Raw genomic sequence first — 15,868 nt, forward strand, 5'->3', positions numbered from 1 at the left:
TAAGAGGATGTGGTGAATCAACTAAAAGCTTTTTCAGATGCATTTATGCATGCATTGAAAAATCTGCTGCCCATCGTCGTTGTAGTGGTTATTTTTCAAGCCTTTGTATTGCAGCGTATTCCTGAAGACACCTTATCCATCAGCATTGGTTTATTTATCGTTGCCATTGGGGTTGCCTTATTCCTGCGTGGCCTTGAATTAAGTATTTTCCCAGTCGGTAAAAGTCTCTCCAATCAATTTACCAAACGCGGCTCTTTGTGGATTTTGTTGTCTTTTGGTTTTGCACTTGGCTTTTCCGCGGTAGTTGCTGAACCAGCATTAATTGCTGTTGCCGAACAAGCTCAGGAGATCAGTGAAGGACGAATTGATGCACTGATCCTGCGTTTTCTGGTGGCCATATCAGTAGGGTTTGTGGTTGCGCTTGGAGTGTTTCGCATTCTCTTTGGCTATCCACTGCATTGGTTCATGATCATCGGCTATTTAACTGTCGTGACCATCACCTTCTTTACCCCGGCTGAAATTGTAGGTTTGGCTTATGATTCCGGCGGTGTTACCACCAATATCGTCACAGTACCGTTAATTGCGGCTTTAGGCATTGGCTTGGCCACATCAATTCGTGGCCGTAATCCACTTATCGATGGCTTTGGCATTGTGGCGATGGCAGTGATGGTGCCAATGATAACGGTGCAGCTATATGGGATTGTGGTATTTAGCGGAACTGAAACCGCTCCTACAGCAGATCTAAGTATTGATACAGCTCAGCAAGAAGCTATCACGGGCCCGATGACTATGTTGATGGATTTGCTCGGCATGGTGGGCGATGTATTACCCATTATTATCACTATTCTATTTTTCCAATATCTGGTGTTAAAACGCCCATTAACCAACCCTCGCAAAGTGGTTTTAGGCTTTGCTATGGTGTTATTCGGTTTATATGCATTTGTGGTCGGTCTGAAGATGGGCTTGTTCCCTATCGGCAGCAGCATGGCTGAACAACTGATAAAAAATCAGCATATTATCTATGTCTATCTATTTGCTTTTGCCATTGGATTTGCCACGACCATGGCGGAACCCGCCTTGATTGCTATCGGTCAACAGGCTGAGGAAGCCGCTTCCGGCAGAATAAATGGTAACGTCATCCGGATATTAGTGGCTTTAGGAGTCGCCATCGGTATCACTATCGGAGTACACCGCATAATCTCCGGTGATTCGATACACCACTATATTATCGGCGGGTATTTAATCGTCATTGTGCTGACCTTACTCGCCCCCAAATATATTGTGCCACTGGCATATGATTTAGGTGGTGTGACAACTTCAGAAGTTACCGTGCCCTTGGTTACGGCACTAGGCATCGGCCTTGCCACGCATATTGAAGGTCGTAATATTCTGATGGATGGCTTTGGCTTGATCGCTTTTGCCTCCATCTTTCCAATCATCACAGTCATGCTCTATGCTATCGCGATGCAGATCATGACCGCATTGCAAAAGGTAAACACATGAAATTTTCTGTTCTTGTCGCTATTGTTCCAGAAGAAAGTGAACAAGCTGCCATTGATGCAGCAAGAGATTTGGGAGCCGGTGGTATTACCCTGATGAATGCTCGCGGTATCAGCAATAACGCAAAAAAAACCTTTTTTGGCCTCAGCTATGATGGCAGTCAGAGCGTTTTATTGATGGTGCTGGAAAAAGGTCTCTCGTTACAAATACTCAAGGCTATACAAGCCATTCTGATGCCGGATGAGTCCGACTCAAAAGGTCTGGTATTTACTTTACCACTTGAACATTTGGCAGGTATTGATACATCACAAGTTGAAAAATTCCAACAACATTTACGAGAAACTCTCTAGATATCAAGGATTACCCTAATGCGATTAGTTAAAGACGTTATGATCTCGGATGTGATCACGATTTCACCATTTGCCAAAATTCGTGAAGCATTAAATTTGATGAAACGGCACAAAATTAAATCACTGGTCGTAGACAAGCAAAATCAGCACGATGCCTATGGTTTGATTACCTATTCAGATATTCTGAAAACCGTCATCGCTGAAGAAGGTGATATTGATTTACTCAACGTCTATGACATTTGCGCCAAACCGGTTATTGCCGTCGGGGCCGACTTGTCAATTAAACATGTGGCGACATTGATGGCCGCCCACCGAGTAAAGCGGCTTTTAGTGCTTAATAACAATGATTTGATTGGGATGGTGACCATGAATGACATCATGGAACAACTGCTAAGCGAAATAGAGTAAGGACTTAAGCTATTCCAAAGTGACGATAGCACTTGGATGCTGCACAAATAAACTGTAATGGTCTCCACGTTTTGATATCCAGCCACGTACTTCCAATGGTTTATTCAAATACGTGCCTAATGGTGGAAACAAAGCCTGTTGTTTTTTGGCAATGCGCAGGCTGACTTTGTCATTGACCTTTAATACCCAATAATCCCGGGTTTGAGACTGTGATTTGGCCGTTAATCGCCAGCGCTGCCAGCCTCGATAATCATTTTCGTTAATCGTTGACACCTTGCGAGGCTGATAATGTTTATCCGCCCATATGCCTTTTTTCTGCTCAACTGCTTGTTGCTGGGCTGTTATCAATTGTTCAGCATACTGCAGATTAGGTGGCTGAATAGTTAAAGCAGCCAATCCCTGTTGTAGTAGTTGTTCGTTGATAAACGCCCCATCAACTGTCCATGCATAGGCTAATTGTCGGTCATAACGGTCGCGTTTTTCGGTATCGTATTGCAGGTAAACCTGTCCCTGTTTTAACTTATTTCTTAACCAGTCCCGAGCTGCAATACCACCGGGTTCTGCTTCGCGGTGTCTTGAGCTGATTTCTGGTGTATTGATACTGAGTAACCTGACCCGTTCATTATTTTCCAAAACAAAAGTATCACCGTCATAAACCCGTTTTACATTGAATAAATAACGATTGGAACTGGGTTGAAGCTCGATAGCCTCAGCAGCCGGATCAGCCGGTTGATCAGAAAATATCTGCCGACCACTTTCATCAGTCCACTGATAAATCTCGGTAGCACTTACCGAAACAGATAAGCAGAACAGCAGAAAAACCGAATAGAAATATTTCACCATCAATTAAACCAGGCTGTAGTGCAGAACGATACTGAAAAACACTACAGCACCTACCCAGTTATTATTCAGAAAGGCTTGTAAACAGGCATTTCGTTCACGATCTTTGCTCAGGCGTAATTGATAAATAAACAGCATCGCCGCTATCAATAAAACCAGATAAAACACCATGCTCAGCTGCAATTGCAGACCTATCAGGATCATGATCAGCAAAAAGCCCAGTTGTAATAAGGCTTGAATTAACAAGTCATTTCTGCCAAATAAAATCGCGGTTGATTTCACCCCGGCTTGTAGATCATCTTCACGATCGGCCATCGCGTAAAAAGTGTCGTACATGGTGGTCCACACAATATTGGCGACAAACAACCACCAGACAATACTTGGTAATGTATTGGTCTGAGCGGCAAACGCCATCGGAATCGCCCAGCCAAACGCCATGCCCAATACCAGCTGTGGCAGATAGGTAAAGCGTTTCATAAAGGGATAAATCGCAGCCAGCAGAACAGCTATCAATGACAGTGCAATGGTGAAGGAATTAAGCTGCAAAACCAGGATAAACGCTACTAAGGCTAGGCTTACAAATGTCAGCACCGCCTGCTTAGCGGTTAATGCACCTGTTGCTAAAGGCCGGTTTTCAGTTCGCCATACCTGACCATCAATATGCCGATCGGCATAATCATTGATGGCACAACCTGCGGCTCGCATCAGCACTACCCCAGCGATAAAAATCAGTAGAATCTTGATGTCGGGTAATCCACCAGCCGCTATCCATAATGCGGTTAAGGTCGGCCATAGCAATAATAAAATACCGATAGGCCGATTCATTCGGGTCAGTTGCCAGTAAGGCTGCAGACGACTCCATAAGCTTGTCATATCGACCAATCCTGATTTGGTAAAAACATTTCGCAGACCAGTAAACTGTTCTCAGCAAAATAAAAACAGGATCGTCGTGCCCACATAATAGCTTTGTCATCCATTTCAATACCGTGGTGTTTTGCCAATTCAAACAGGCTGTGTCCTGCCCGCAGACTAGTCACTTCAAGCGGGCCGCGTTGGATTGCCGGATCAGTAAACAGAATTTCACCCAATGAACGGTTACCCAGATGATGAATATGCAAATGCGCCTGCAATGCCTGATAGCTGACACGCGGCACAATGGTGCGGGCAAATACCCGGGCGTCATCGCCGTCGCGCAAAATCACTTCACGGCAATAGGCATGTTCATGTAAGGGCTGTTCCAGTTTCAAAGCCTCTTCACTTAATGGCTTTTGCCAACCGGACTGCTGCAGATCCACACTGAACTGTTGTTGACTGGTCTGTTGCAATCGCAAAGTCAACGAACCTTTATCAGTCAGCCAGCCAGCCAATTCGTTTGGCAGCTTCGCAGTAGTGGCCGGATGCCAATGTGCTTGGCTTTTCATCATAAAAAATTGGAACTCATACTTGTCCGAAGTTCAGTTTGGTGCCGAACCAGCGGTTAATTAATGGTGCTACGTTTTCCGGATGCTGAGTGATTAAGGTTTCAGCTGCTTTAGTTACGGCTGGCAATAAATCCTGATCGGCCAGTAAATCAGCTACCCTGAATTGCGGTAAACCAGTTTGCCGTGTGCCCAATACTTCCCCCGGGCCACGAATTTCCAGATCGCGCTGGGCAATTACAAAACCATCATTACTTTCACGTAAACAAGCCAGCCGGGCCAGACCATTTTCCGACAGCGGCGGATGGTACATCAACACGCAATGACTCTGCACTGTACCGCGGCCTACCCGGCCACGTAACTGATGCAATTGTGCCAGCCCCAGACGCTCGGCATTTTCAATCACCATTAAACTGGCATTGGGAACATCCACGCCGACTTCAATCACCGTGGTGGCCACCAACAAATCAATCTCACCCTGTTTGAACGCCTGCATCACTTGTTCTTTTTCTGCTGACTTCATTCGACCATGTACCAGTGCAATCCGTAAGTCAGGCAACGCTTGCTGCAATTGCTCAGCGGTATCTTCTGCTGCCTGACATTGTAAATGCTCAGACTCTTCAATCAAGGTGCAGACCCAGTACACCTGACGTTTTTGCTGACAGGCCACATGGATGCGTTCAATCACTTCCTGTCGCCGATTATCCGCTACCACCACGGTGGTGACCGGTTGCCTGCCAGGAGGCAATTCATCAATTACTGAAACATTTAAATCAGCATACGCTGTCATCGCCAGGGTTCGTGGAATCGGTGTTGCCGTCATGACCAGTTGATGTGGCAAGATATCAACCGCTTTGCCTTTATCACGTAACGCCATACGCTGATGCACACCAAAACGATGCTGCTCATCAATAATCACCAACCCCAAACGATTAAACGTCACTTCATCCTGAAATAACGCATGGGTACCCACAGCAATATTGATTTCACCTTCTGCCAGTGCGGCAATCACCTGTCGACGCTGCGCCGCTGTTTGCTTGCCGGCACACCAGCCAACCTGAATTCCCAGCGGCTCAAGCCAGTTACGAAAGGTCTGATAATGCTGTTCGGCTAATAATTCTGTGGGTGCCATCATTACCGCCTGATAGCCGCTGGAAACGGCCATTAACGCTGATAAAGCAGCTACTACTGTTTTGCCTGATCCGACATCGCCCTGCACCAGTCGCTGCATCGGAATATTTTGTTGCAGATCTTTACGAATCTCTTTGATAACACGTTGTTGCGCGCTGGTTAATGGAAATGGCAGTTGTTGTAAAAACTTTTCGCTGAACATATCTGCATTAAACTTTGGCGCTTGATGTTGCTGAGCGCGATAGCGGATTTGCCGCATGCTGAGTTGTTGAGCCAGTAATTCTTCAAACGCCAGCCGTTTCTGTGCCGGATGTTCACGAGCGATTAACTGACCGACATCACAATCAGGAGGCGGCAAATGCACATATTTCAGAGCTTGTGTCAGATCAAAATGGGCAACTCGCGGATCCAGCAAAGCTTCCGGCAAATAAGACGGCATGGTTTGCTGATCGAGCAGTTTTAACGCCTGATTTAGCAATTTACGCCAGGAAAGTTGGTGCAGGCCTTCCGTAGTCGGATATACCGGGGTGAGGGCTTCTTCGACAGAAAATGGCACATCACCGTGAATAAGTTGATATTCGGGATGCACCATTTCCAATGCAGATGGGCCACTGCGTACTTCACCAAAACAGCGAATTCGCTGACCTTTTGCTAATTGCTGTTGCTGGCTTTTGGAAAAATGAAAAAAGCGTAATACCAGTGCCCCAGTGCCATCACTGATATGACACAGCAAAGATCGGCGGCGGCCGAACTTCACCTGACTCAGTTGAATAACACCTTCAATCAGTATTTCCTGTTGCGGCCGCAAACTGCCGATAGGCATTAATCGGGTTCGGTCCTGATAGCGTAAGGGTAGATGAAACAACAGATCTTGGATCTGGCGTATCCCAAGTTTATCAAGCTTCTCAGCGAGTTTTGTGCCGACACCTTTCAGCGAGGTGACCGGATCGGCAATGGCCAGTTCAGTCACCAATCACCGCCTTTAACGAACGAGGTTATGCGCCAAGATGCAAAATAGCATCCATTTCAACCGGTACATCTTTAGGTAACGATGCCACGCCAATCGCAGCACGAGCAGGATAAGGTTGTTGAAAATACTCGGCCATGATTTCGTTCACAGTGCCGAAATAAGCCAGATCAGTCAGATAGATATTGAGTTTGACGACATCTTGTAAACTGCCACCAGCAGCCTTAGCAACAGCCGATAAATTATCAAACACCTGGCGGACCTGAGTGGCAAAGTCACCTTCAACCACCGTCATGGTTTCTGGTACTAATGGAATTTGACCAGACAAGTAAACAACATCGCCCACTTTGACAGCTTGTGAATAAGTACCAATTGCTGCAGGCGCATTGCTGGTGTGGATAATTTCTCGGGACATAAAAACTCCGGCTAAGTCGTCTTAAGACGACAGATTAAACAAATCAGTTATTAATACGGTTAATACGTTCGACCATTTCCAGTTGGCGTAAACGACGGATAATGCGTGCCAGATGCTGGCGATTAGTGACTTCAATGGTCAGCCGCAGATGGGTAAAACCACCATCACGCTCGTCCACCATTACATTGTCGATATTCGACTCGGCTTCTGAAATCACCGAAGCGATCGTTGCTAGTGCACCACGTTGATTTTTCAGTTGCACCATTAAATCCACCGGAAAATCACGTTTGATTTCTTTGGCCCAGGCAACATCCAGCCATTTTTCATTTTGCTCACGTAAATGCGTAGTATTTTTACAGCTGCGTTGATGAATGATGATGCCGCGGCCCGCACTGACAAAACCGTGAATCGGATCGCCGGGGATCGGATGACAGCAACGGGCAAAATTCACCACCATGCCTTCGGTACCGGCAATCAGCAGTGCTTGCGGCTCTTTATTCGGGGTCTCTTCCTGTAACAGCTTTTGAGCAACCAACAGGGCAGAAATATTTCCCAGTCCCAAATCGGTTAATAATTCGTCAAAGTTTTCCAGCTCATACTCTTTCAGCAACGCGGTTATGCGTTTGGTTGGAATATTTTCCAGAGCCGTTGAAAATGCCGTCAGGTGTTTATTTAACAGCCGCTGTCCAAGCTGAATCGCCTCTTCACCTTGCAGGTGTTTGAGGTAATTTCGGATATTGGTGCGAGCTTTAGGCGTCACCACAAAGTTCAGCCAGGCTGGATTCGGGTGTGAGGTTGGTGAAGTAATGATTTCGACTGATTGACCGGTTTCCAGTTGTGAACTCAAAGGGACCAAATGACGGCCCACCCGAGCTGCGACACAACTATTGCCGACATCAGAGTGTACTGCATAAGCAAAATCCACCGCTGTTGAGCCACGCGGCAAGGTTAAAATTTCACCTCTTGGCGTAGACACATAAATCTCATCGGGGAATAAATCAATTCGCAGATTTTCCAAAAATTCCATCGAATCGCCAGAACCTTTCTGCATTTCCAGAATGCCTTGCAACCATTGTCTGGCTTTGCGATGCGCCAAGGTGTTCCCGGCGGCTTCGCCAGTTTTATATAACCAGTGAGCAGCGACCCCTGCTTCTGCCAGTTGATCCATATCACGCGAACGAATTTGAACTTCTATCGGCACTCCATAAGGCCCGAATAAAACCGTATGCAATGATTGATAACCATTGGCTTTGGGGATCGCAATATAGTCTTTGAATTTGCCCTGTACCGGCTTGTAAAGGTTATGTACTACGCCGAGCATTCGATAACAGGCATCCACATCATCAACGATAATACGGAATGCATAGACATCCATGACTTCTGAAAACGACAGCTGCTTGCTGACCATTTTCTTGTAAATGCTGTAGAGATTTTTTTCACGCCCTTGAATATCAGCGCTCAAACCTTCCTGTTCCATACGATTAAGAATGGAAGCGGTGATCTGACTGACGATTTCCTTGCGATTGCCTCGGGCTTTACGTATTGCATCGCCCAATACACGGTAACGAATCGGATACAGAACATGGAAGCCAAGATCTTCCAGTTCACAACGCATCAGATTCATCCCCAATCGTTGGGCAATCGGGGCGTATATTTCCAGAGTTTCATTGGCGATGCGGCGACGTTTTTCAGGACGCAAATGTCCCAAAGTACGCATATTGTGCAGTCGGTCAGCCAGCTTGACGATAATGACACGAATATCACGCGACATGGCCAGCAACATTTTTCGCAGATTTTCTGCTTGAGCGTGTTGGCGTGTTTCAAAAGCGGCTTGGGCCAGCTTAGTAACACCTTCAACTAATTCCGCGACTGGTTCACCGAATTCAGCAATCACATCACGTTTAGACATTTCTGTGTCTTCAATAACGTCATGCAACAGGCCGGCCATAATGCACTCATAATCCATGTGCATCATCGCCAGTACATGCGCTACCGCTAAGGGGTGGGTGATGTAACGTTCACCACTGCGTCGAGTCTGTCCTTCATGGCATTGTTCTGCAAAATGATAGGCGCGACGGATTGACTCGACCTGATTGGTTTCTAAGTAATTTGAGGTCGCAAAACACAGATCATCTATCGTGAGTTTGGGCTCTGACTCCTGAATGAAGTCAAGCTCAGACGCAACAGAAGGTTTTGCGCTCACAATAATTAAATTTCGTTTAGCAGCTCTTCGTCATTAACGATGCTTTCTGCAGCATGTTGACGAGCTGAGGTTTTAGTCAGAATCGTACGATCAACCAGACCGGCGGCAATTTCACGTAAAGCGATAACGGTAGGTTTGTCGTTATCGACCGGTACCATTGCATCATCACCCATGGCGATTTGGCGGGCGCGTTTCGCTGCAACCAGCACCAATTGAAAACGGTTATCTACATTTTCGAGGCAATCTTCAACTGTAGTACGTGCCATGATAATTTGTCCTGTGGTTAAAACATGTAATTTTACGAGAGATGCGAGGCTTAAGCCAGCAAATCAGCCAACAAGGTACTGTAATTTGACTGCTGAACAGCCAGTTTGTGCCGACTGGCCATCACGATCGCAGTCAGGCTGGCAAGTGCATGATCAAAATCATCGTTCACAATCAAATAATCAAATTCGACGTAATGTGACATTTCACTCTCGGCATCGCGCATTCTGCGCGAAATAGTTGCTTCATCATCCTGTCCACGTCCTCTTAGACGTTGTTCAAGCGCCTGCTTGGAAGGGGGAAGAATAAAAATACTGCTACTGTCAGGAAAATTTTTCCGCACTTGCTGGGCGCCCTGCCAGTCAATTTCCAGAATCACATCATTTCCGGCATGCAACTGGTGATGCACTGCTGCTGCGGAAGTACCATAGCTGTGATCAAATACAGTTGCTGATTCCAGAAAATCACCTGCTTCACGCATCTTGCTGAACATTTCTTCGCTGACAAAAAAGTAATCTTCCGTGTCTACTTCACCCGCTCGGGCAGGTCGTGTGGTATGTGAAACGGATAAGCGTACATGCGGATCCTGTTTGACCAAAGCACGAACCAGACTGGTTTTCCCCGCCCCTGAAGGCGCCGCTACGATAAATAAACTTCCAGACATTTTGATACCCTGCAGATTGCGCGGTTTCAGTTTTGAAACCTAAATTCAGTAAGCCAAAACAATACTGGTTTACGCTTTTTTGTGCCAGTTTTTTGCTTGGCTAAAAGCTGATTGTCTGTGGTTTTTCTATTGCTAATTCCCACTCCAACATAACCGTCAAACAAATAAAAAATGTATTTGCTATTCCAAACAAAAATAAATCTCATTATCATTGCACTAATTATCAACCATGGAGTGTTCTATGCGTAAAGCAGGTATCTTTCTTAGTGTATGGCTGGGTTTAACTGTATTGCTGGTATCTGGGTGTAGTGACGATGCTCAACAAGAGATTCAAGAGGTTAATCTGTACTCTGCACGTATAGAATCTTTAATCAAACCCTTATTGGATGAATTTACTGAAGAAACTGGTATTAAGGTCAATCTGGTTACCGGTAATGCAGATGAATTATTGCAACGCCTACAAAACGAAGGTCGCAATACACCTGCCGATATTTTGTTGACTACAGACGCAGGTCGTTTGCACCGTGCGATGGAAGTGGATTTGGTTCAGCCTGTTCAATCCGATATTTTGATGCAGCGCATTCCAGCCTCATATCGTCATCCTGATGGCTATTGGTTTGGCTTATCACTGCGCGCCCGTCCAATAATGTACGTCAAAGATCGCGTTGATCCTGCTGAACTTTCGACTTATGAAGCCTTAGTGGAACCGCGTTGGAACAACAGGATCTGTGTTCGTTCATCCAGCAATGTTTATAACCAGTCAATGGTCGCATCAATGATTGTGGCCAATGGTGAAGCGGCAACAGAAGAATGGGCAAAAGGATTGGTTGCAAACTTCGCGCGTTCTCCTCAAGGTGGTGACCGTGATCAAATTAGTGCTGCCGCCGCTGGGCAGTGCGATATCGTGATCGCCAACACGTATTATCTGGCGGGTATGCTGACCAGCAATGATGCTAATGAAAGAGAAGCTGCAGAAAAGATCGGTGTTTTCTGGCCTAATCAGGCTGATCGCGGTGTTCATATCAATGTATCCGGAGCTGCTGTTATTAAAGACGCTAAAAATCAACAAAACGCCATTAAATTGATTGAATTCCTCAGCAGTGACACTTCGCAAAAATGGTATGCAGAAACCAATGGCGAATATCCAGTGCGAGCCGATATCGAAAAAGGCGAGCTATTGGAACAATGGGGTGATTTTCTGGCCGACCCGTTGGACATGGATAAATTAGGTGAATTTAATGCAGATGCGTTGCGTTTAATGGATCGTGCAGGTTGGCAATAAAGGTTTCTATGCGTAAAGTTGGCAGTTTTGTCAGATTAACTGCCAACTTTACCTTTCCATGTCATTAATAAACCAGTTTCGTCCTTATCCACTATTCATCCTTGTGTTGGCGATTGTATTGTCAATGCCGGTTGTGGTGGTTTTGGCACATGTTTTTGTGCCCAGCGGCGATATTTGGCAACACCTGAGCAGTACCGTTCTTCCGGACTATATCCGTAATTCATTGTTGCTGATGTTAGGTGTTGCAATCGGTACGCTACTCATCGGCGTCACCACCGCCTGGCTGACTACAATGTGTCAGTTTCCCGGCCGCAGTGTCTTTGAATGGGCGTTGTTACTGCCCATGGCCATGCCGGCCTACATCATTGCTTACACGTATACCGGAATGCTGGATATTTCCGGGCCGGTGCAAATGGCGTTGCGAGATTGGTTTGGTTGGCAATATGGGGATTACTGGTTTCCTCAAATCCGTTCATTGAATGGAGCGGTAGTGATGTTAACGCTGGTGCTCTATCCCTATGTATATCTACTAAGCCGTGCAGCATTTCTAAGTCAATCCATCTGTGTGTTAGATGTCAGCCGCACCCTGGGCAATGGGCCATGGAAAACATTCTGGCGTGTTGCTCTGCCACTAGCCCGTCCAGCAATTATCGCGGGTTTATCATTAGCATTAATGGAAACATTGGCTGATTACGGCACAGTACAATTCTTTGGTGTCAGCACCTTTACTACTGGTATTTTTCGCACCTGGTTTGGCATGGGCAGTGCCGCTGCAGCCGCTCAACTGGCCGCTGGATTAATGGTATTTGTATTTGCTTTGATTATTCTTGAACGTTATTCACGTCGTAAAGCCAGATACCACCACACCAGTCGCCGTCATCAGGATCTGCGTCGCTTTCAGTTAACTGGTGGCCGTGCTGCTCTGGCATTCTTGTTTTGTTTGGTCATTCTCAGCTTGGGATTTCTATTACCAGCATTGCAATTGCTTAGCTGGACCGTCCATGTGGCTGATACCGTCATTGATGCTCAATTTTTGCGATTACTGATGAACAGCCTTTCACTGGCGGCATTTGCAGCAGTACTGGCTTTAATCCTGGCGATTGTTATGGCTTATGCCCAGCGTTTATATCCTGGCAAATTAGTCAGTGGTGCCGTGCGGGTTGCCGGTATGGGTTATGCCGTACCGGGGGCGGTGATCGCGGTTGGCGTAATGATTCCTTTTGCCTGGTTTGATAACACCGTGGATGATTTGGCTCGAAGCCATTTTGATTATTCCACCGGATTGCTTCTTAGCGGAACGTTAGTCGCCGTTACCTTTGCTTATCTCACAAGATTTCTTGCAGTCTCATTACAAACAGTTGACAGTGGTTTGACACGGATCACCCATTCGATGGACGAAGCTGGTCGATCTTTTGGTTTCCGGCCATTGCAGATCCTCAGACAGATCCATATACCGATGTTAAGCGCCTCATTAATGACGGCGTTGCTTTTGGTATTTGTTGATGTTTTAAAAGAATTACCTGCCACGCTTATTTTGCGACCGTTCAATTTTAATACGCTGGCCGTCAAAGCGTATGAACTGGCATCCGATGAACGATTGGCCGAAGCAGCTCCGGCGGCGTTAGCCATTGTCATTGCAGGGATTATTCCGGTTATCCTATTAAGCAAAACCATTACCCGCTCACGCAAGCTAAAATTGGCTATTGATGAAAACTGATACCTCCATGCAAATTCCACAATTACAAGTTGACAATATCAGCATTGGCTATGCTGACAGAACGGTTGTAGAAGGTATTTCATTTCAATTAAAGCCCGGCGAAATCGCCTGTTTACTGGGTCCCTCCGGCTGCGGTAAAACCTCGGTTTTACGAGCCATTGCCGGATTTGAACCATTAATGCAGGGCAGCATTACTTTGCATGGTAAGACGGTCAGTTCATCGGTGATGTCCTTGCCACCAGAAAAACGTCATATCGGCATGGTGTTTCAGGATTTTGCATTATTTCCACATTTAACTGTTGTAAAGAATATTGGTTTTGGACTGCAAAAACTGCCTCGTAAACAACGACAGCAACGGGTTGAAGAATTGCTCGAATTGGTTGAGTTAACCGATGCCAAAAACCAATATCCCCATCAACTCTCCGGTGGACAGCAGCAACGTGTTGCCTTGGCAAGAGCCATGGCTCCGCGGCCCGATATTCTGTTACTGGATGAACCTTTCTCCAGTATGGACACAGAACTTCGTGAACAACTTGCCAGAGAAGTACGAGATTTACTGCGTCGGGATGGTGTCACAGCCATTATGGTGACCCATGATCAACACGAAGCCTTTGCTATGGCCGATCAGATTGGCGTGTTGGGTCAAGGAAAACTTTTGCAATGGGGAAATGGCTACGATTTATATCATCGTCCAAGCAGTCGTTTTGTGGCTGACTTTATCGGCCAAGGTGTATTGATACCTGGGGAAATCATTGCTGATAATAAAATTCATACCGAATTGGGTATTGTCAGTGGCAAGATAACTTCAGCAGCAACTTCCGGACAGCAGGTAAATTTATTATTAAGACCAGACGATATTATTCATGATGATAATAGCCCGTTAAAAGCCGAAATAGTTGGCAGGGCTTTCCGCGGCGCCGTCTATCTCTACACATTAAAGTTGCAAAGCGGTCAGCAAATCCTCTGTCTGGTGCAAAGTCATCATCAACACGATATCGGCGAATTTCTGGGCATAAGGCTTGAAGCCGACCATCTAGCCGTGTTTTCAGACCTGACGTGATTAAAACGTAGGAATTTATCCCACAAAAAGTCGGGAAGTAGTACCAAGGTACAATATCTAACGTAACTCCTTATCTTTAAATTATGCGCTGTAGTTCACATAAATCCCTGCCCCCGGAGGCGCAAACCTGTATGAGAAAAATGTCTTTAATCAAAACTTTGTTGTTGGCAATAAGTGTTTCATTAAGCTTTAGCGTTAGTGCGGCATCGTTATCTTTGACCGGCACAACCAAATACAATGCAAATGGTTTTAAAGGCACCATTTCTGAAGTACTGAATATTAATGATTTTCTACCAGGTGCGTATCAAGGTTTTTATGTTCCTAAACCTAACCCAGCAGCTATGAGTGCAGCACATGTGCAAACAGCTTTAACGGCAGCAGGCTCAAGTTTTCTGGTAACAGACTTTTTCAAAATTAATGATCCTGCTACCAATACATTAAATACCTCATCATTAGGTTTTTCCTTCTCTGGATTCTTGATGAAATACGGTACAACAACATTAATTGGCCTGTTTAGCACTCCGATTTCTAGTCTGGATTTCCTGGCTCACAATGACAAAGACGTTTCTCATATCGCCTATTTCAATACATCTGTCTCAGAAGTACCGTTACCAGCAGCGTTATGGTTATTTGCTCCAGCATTGATGGGATTTTTGGGCTTTAGACGTCGCCTGACTAAATAATCAAAATCTACTTATGTGTTTGTAAAGCCGTGCTCTGCACGGCTTTTTTTTGCCTGGCTAAACCTCAGCATGACGGCATTAAGCCCAACTCACTCAAGTCTGCAGTTTCAATCCTCAAGTTATATCTAGGAATTTTTCATATATAAAGTCGGGAATTAGTACCAAAGTACAGTATGAAAATGGCTTTAAGCAGCCTAGATTATGAGACGTAGGTCACAATAATTCTAATAAAGCGCTGAGGGGTAATTTATGAAAAACTACATTAAATCACTATTAGTGGCAGGTTTGGCGACCCTGTCGTTTGCAGTCAACGCAGCAACATTATCATTAGCAGGGACGGTCTCTTATGACACCAATGGTTTTACAGGGGACATTTCTCAGGTTATAAATATCAATGATTTTCTGCCGGGTGCGTCAGAAGGTTTTCATCTTGTAAAACCTAATCCAACAGCGGTTAGTGCTGCTCATTTACAAATTGCATTGTCAGCAGCGGGCTCAAGCTTTGTGGTGACGGACTTTTTTAAAATCGAAGATCCTATTTCAAACACATTGGATACCTCTTCTTTAGGCTTGGCATTTTCCGGATTCTTAATGAAGTACGGAACAACCACATTAATTGGCCTATTCGATACACCAATATCTAGCTTGGATTTCCTAACGCATGATGGAAAAGATGTTTCACATATTGCCTATTTCAATACATCAGTATCGGAAGTGCCAATACCTGCAGCGTTATGGTTGTTTGCTCCAGCAATAATGGGATTGTTAGGAATGAGACGTCGTTTAACTAAATAAGCCCATTTTCCGCCTTACCAAAAGCCGTGTTTATCACGGCTTTTATTTATCTGTAACAATCAAAATCATCCTTGATACCAATTTTTAAATACCTCAAAGATTTCAGTTAATTCATTATCTGATTGAATTCCTACTATTAATTTAAGTTAAAGCCCGCCTGTTTAACACAAT

At 45.3% G+C, this 15,868-nt stretch carries 16 protein-coding genes; 8 read left to right on the plus strand and 8 right to left on the minus strand.

From position 1 onward, the window contains the following. Positions 1 to 12 precede the first annotated feature (12 nt). The 3 genes from A9E74_RS02275 to A9E74_RS02285 are packed head-to-tail and all read left to right on the plus strand — an operon-like array spanning position 13 to position 2,258. On the plus strand, positions 13 to 1,503 hold the full coding sequence (locus tag A9E74_RS02275) for a DUF1538 domain-containing protein (protein WP_141696752.1): 1,491 nt from the start codon (positions 13 to 15) through the stop codon (positions 1,501 to 1,503). Continuing rightward, positions 1,500 to 1,850: a transcriptional regulator gene (locus tag A9E74_RS02280; protein ID WP_069295040.1), complete on the plus strand. Its 351-nt coding sequence runs from the start codon at positions 1,500 to 1,502 to the stop codon at positions 1,848 to 1,850. Before A9E74_RS02275 ends, A9E74_RS02280 begins: the two co-directional genes overlap by 4 nt. An 18-nt stretch (positions 1,851 to 1,868) precedes the next feature. Next, on the plus strand, positions 1,869 to 2,258 hold the full coding sequence (locus A9E74_RS02285) for a CBS domain-containing protein (protein WP_069295041.1): 390 nt from the start codon (positions 1,869 to 1,871) through the stop codon (positions 2,256 to 2,258). A gap of 9 nt (positions 2,259 to 2,267) precedes the next feature. Here A9E74_RS02285 and A9E74_RS02290 read toward each other — a convergent pair whose 3' ends face one another. The 8 genes from A9E74_RS02290 to gmk are packed head-to-tail and all read right to left on the minus strand — an operon-like array spanning position 2,268 to position 10,160. After that, positions 2,268 to 3,101, minus strand: a complete 834-nt coding sequence (locus tag A9E74_RS02290) for a thermonuclease family protein (protein WP_069295042.1) — start codon at positions 3,099 to 3,101, stop codon at positions 2,268 to 2,270. A 3-nt stretch (positions 3,102 to 3,104) separates the two neighbouring features. Continuing rightward, the gene (gene ubiA / locus A9E74_RS02295; protein ID WP_069295043.1) at positions 3,105 to 3,971 is read right to left on the minus strand and encodes a 4-hydroxybenzoate octaprenyltransferase; all 867 of its coding nucleotides are present in this window, start codon (positions 3,969 to 3,971) and stop codon (positions 3,105 to 3,107) included. Continuing rightward, the gene (locus A9E74_RS02300; RefSeq protein WP_069295044.1) at positions 3,968 to 4,522 is read right to left on the minus strand and encodes a chorismate--pyruvate lyase family protein; all 555 of its coding nucleotides are present in this window, start codon (positions 4,520 to 4,522) and stop codon (positions 3,968 to 3,970) included. The genes ubiA and A9E74_RS02300 overlap by 4 nt, the downstream gene beginning before the upstream one ends. A gap of 13 nt (positions 4,523 to 4,535) precedes the next feature. Beyond that, entirely contained in the window at positions 4,536 to 6,617 is a 2,082-nt protein-coding gene (gene recG, locus A9E74_RS02305) for an ATP-dependent DNA helicase RecG (protein WP_069295045.1), read from the minus strand. Positions 6,618 to 6,642: 25 nt separating this feature from the next. Beyond that, positions 6,643 to 7,029, minus strand: a complete 387-nt coding sequence (locus tag A9E74_RS02310; protein ID WP_069295046.1) for a RidA family protein — start codon at positions 7,027 to 7,029, stop codon at positions 6,643 to 6,645. 43 nt (positions 7,030 to 7,072) lie between these two features. Then, the gene (locus A9E74_RS02315) at positions 7,073 to 9,232 is read right to left on the minus strand and encodes a RelA/SpoT family protein (protein WP_084002836.1); all 2,160 of its coding nucleotides are present in this window, start codon (positions 9,230 to 9,232) and stop codon (positions 7,073 to 7,075) included. A gap of 5 nt (positions 9,233 to 9,237) precedes the next feature. Then, positions 9,238 to 9,498 (minus strand): DNA-directed RNA polymerase subunit omega, encoded by a 261-nt coding sequence (rpoZ, locus tag A9E74_RS02320; protein WP_069295047.1) that lies wholly within the window; start codon positions 9,496 to 9,498, stop codon positions 9,238 to 9,240. Positions 9,499 to 9,548: 50 nt separating this feature from the next. Then, positions 9,549 to 10,160, minus strand: a complete 612-nt coding sequence (gene gmk, locus A9E74_RS02325) for a guanylate kinase (protein ID WP_069295048.1) — start codon at positions 10,158 to 10,160, stop codon at positions 9,549 to 9,551. 241 nt (positions 10,161 to 10,401) lie between these two features. On the opposite strand from gmk, the gene A9E74_RS02335 reads away from it, so the two are divergent. The 5 genes from A9E74_RS02335 (at position 10,402) to A9E74_RS02355 (ending at position 15,697) form a co-directional block, all read left to right on the plus strand. Then, positions 10,402 to 11,442, plus strand: coding sequence for a Fe(3+) ABC transporter substrate-binding protein (locus A9E74_RS02335; protein WP_069295050.1), 1,041 nt, complete (start codon positions 10,402 to 10,404; stop codon positions 11,440 to 11,442). A 58-nt stretch (positions 11,443 to 11,500) separates the two neighbouring features. Further along, on the plus strand, positions 11,501 to 13,159 hold the full coding sequence (locus A9E74_RS02340) for an ABC transporter permease (RefSeq protein WP_069295051.1): 1,659 nt from the start codon (positions 11,501 to 11,503) through the stop codon (positions 13,157 to 13,159). Beyond that, on the plus strand, positions 13,149 to 14,219 hold the full coding sequence (locus A9E74_RS02345) for an ABC transporter ATP-binding protein (RefSeq protein WP_245652017.1): 1,071 nt from the start codon (positions 13,149 to 13,151) through the stop codon (positions 14,217 to 14,219). Before A9E74_RS02340 ends, A9E74_RS02345 begins: the two co-directional genes overlap by 11 nt. 140 nt (positions 14,220 to 14,359) lie before the next feature. After that, complete coding sequence (locus A9E74_RS02350; RefSeq protein ID WP_245652018.1) at positions 14,360 to 14,902, plus strand: VPLPA-CTERM sorting domain-containing protein; 543 nt, start codon at positions 14,360 to 14,362, stop codon at positions 14,900 to 14,902. Between the two features lie 249 nt (positions 14,903 to 15,151). Continuing rightward, positions 15,152 to 15,697 (plus strand): VPLPA-CTERM sorting domain-containing protein, encoded by a 546-nt coding sequence (locus A9E74_RS02355; RefSeq protein ID WP_069295053.1) that lies wholly within the window; start codon positions 15,152 to 15,154, stop codon positions 15,695 to 15,697. Positions 15,698 to 15,868 lie beyond the last annotated feature (171 nt).

Source organism: Methylophaga muralis (genome assembly GCF_001720165.1).
GTDB classification, from domain to species: domain Bacteria; phylum Pseudomonadota; class Gammaproteobacteria; order Nitrosococcales; family Methylophagaceae; genus Methylophaga; species Methylophaga muralis.